The sequence below is a fragment of the Vogesella fluminis genome (genome assembly GCF_014652335.1).
Taxonomy (GTDB): Bacteria; Pseudomonadota; Gammaproteobacteria; order Burkholderiales; family Chromobacteriaceae; genus Vogesella; species Vogesella fluminis.
On the sequence record NZ_BMYP01000095.1, the window covers coordinates 1 to 1,866 of the forward strand.

The 1,866-nt window shown below is 53.6% G+C and carries 2 protein-coding genes; both read right to left on the reverse strand.

What is annotated here, in order from left to right; translation table 11 throughout:
• Positions 1 to 658, reverse strand: a 658-nt coding sequence (locus IE083_RS15535) for an HNH endonuclease family protein (RefSeq protein ID WP_229799800.1), incomplete at its 3' end; no start/stop codon positions are given.
• A gap of 632 nt (positions 659 to 1,290) precedes the next feature.
• Positions 1,291 to 1,866, reverse strand: a 576-nt coding sequence (locus IE083_RS15540; protein ID WP_229799801.1) for a hypothetical protein, incomplete at its 5' end; no start/stop codon positions are given.

Consider the following 1,866-nt stretch of genomic DNA (forward strand, 5'->3'; position numbering starts at 1 on the left):
TCAGTCTGAAAGTCAGCTCGTCCCGCGAGACTGGATTGAGATTCCACATGCGTTCACATTCGAGAACGGCCATCGCAGCGGATGCCGCCCGTGCCTTGACCAAGTATGGGTTGTTGAGTTCGAACAACTGGATCGTGACTTCGCCCTTTCGTGTGCGTGGCACGACCTCGCCGTTGAGTCCGAAGGATAGGTGTTCCTCCGGGCGGTCGACACAAGGATCGACAAGAAGCGGCAGCTCATTGTCCAGATCACGGCCAAATGTGAGCGGCGCCGCTGGAGGACCGTCAATGGGAAATGCGTTTGCCTTCCGAGAAGTGCAGTCGTGGCAGGCCAGATACAGGTTGCGCCAATCACCATACAGCCACCAGTAGTGTTCGGGATCTATGCGTCGATCTAGGCGGCTTGCGCGCCACTTGGGCCGGAAGCGATCAATGTTTCTGGCTGCGCGTTCGCAATAGGCGCAATTTCGATGAAAGAGTAATCCAAGACGTTCCCGCACCTCGCCAGTAAGTGACGAGGGCATCTGGAAGTCCGGCCTCCGCTGCGAGCGAGAAACATCACCTAACTTGTAGATTTCTCCGAACTCCTTGAGAGTTCGCTCGTGGAATTCACGTAATTGCAAAGGCGGCCGTACAGCCTGGCGGTCGATAAAGATCATCTGGCTCTTTCAAGGAGTGTTGCTGCCAAAGTTTATGCCTGCAAAAGGTGCGTTCGCTTTGGTAAAAATTCCGCGCATCCGACCTTTGATTGAGCAAGCATGTGACCGGTTTTGGTCAATAGCGTGAGTCTGGCCTCGGCGGCCGAGGGACGGCAACCGCGGATGAACAGCCAGTGCCCGCCGCTGAAGCAACTTTCAAAGGCGGTTCCCTGGTGCCCGCTTGCCAGCTTCGGATGGATACCGTGTGGCGAGTTGCTTGCCTCTAGGGTATCAGTACACTACTACCCATGACGCCCTACCGGTCACCATGAAAAACGCCATTGATGACGCGAAGCACATGACCAACGTCACCAACTTTCTTCTATTAAATCAATTGGTTGAAATATCCATCACTCCCCGCTCGATCATCAATGCCATTTAAGTGGCATTAATCTACAATGTTTATGCTTATGTATTAAGCACCGGATACCTTGAAAAATACCACGTCGACCCCTTATGCTTGCCCGCTCGCGGTTGGCGTCGCATCTTGATCGACAATCCAGCCCTTCTTCAAGGACCACAACATCACCTCAACCGATGCCCCAGCTCCGTCAGAATGCACAACGAAGCACAGAGCGGGATTGTTTCCGAACCTATACGCTGAGCATTCGACGAGCCAGTATGGAAAAGATCACGGGCTTTGTGTTGCCCGACGGCAGATTGGGGTTTGGGTTCAGAATATATGGAAACGGGGTTGCCCCCTGATTCCAGTCCAGTACCTGCACATCGGTCACGGTGAACCCTGAATTCTTGAACATGTAGTTTTCATATTCTTCCGCCATCCCATCCTTGATTTGGACTTCAGTAACTCCGGGCGGGACAGCACCACGTTGCACAGTATGAACCCACTCCACGGATGGCGGGCAGAGGGGCGCAATGACCAGCCTATCCTCTACATTTTCCCGATACACCTTCGGTTTTTGCTCTATACGAAGGTTAGCCGGAGTCCGCTTGTCATTATCATCAGGATGAGAGCCGATGAACCACCCGACGATGACTTTGGGCTGAAAATCCTTGATTGCCGTAAGCAGATCGGTAGACGGCTCGAACAAGTCGGATTGGATGATCTCAGCACTCACCCCATGACTTTGCAATCGAGCTCGAGCAAGGGTAAGCGTCCGGCCCGCCCACCTTCCCAAACAGCTTAGTCGTTGCTTTGGGGGCGAAGC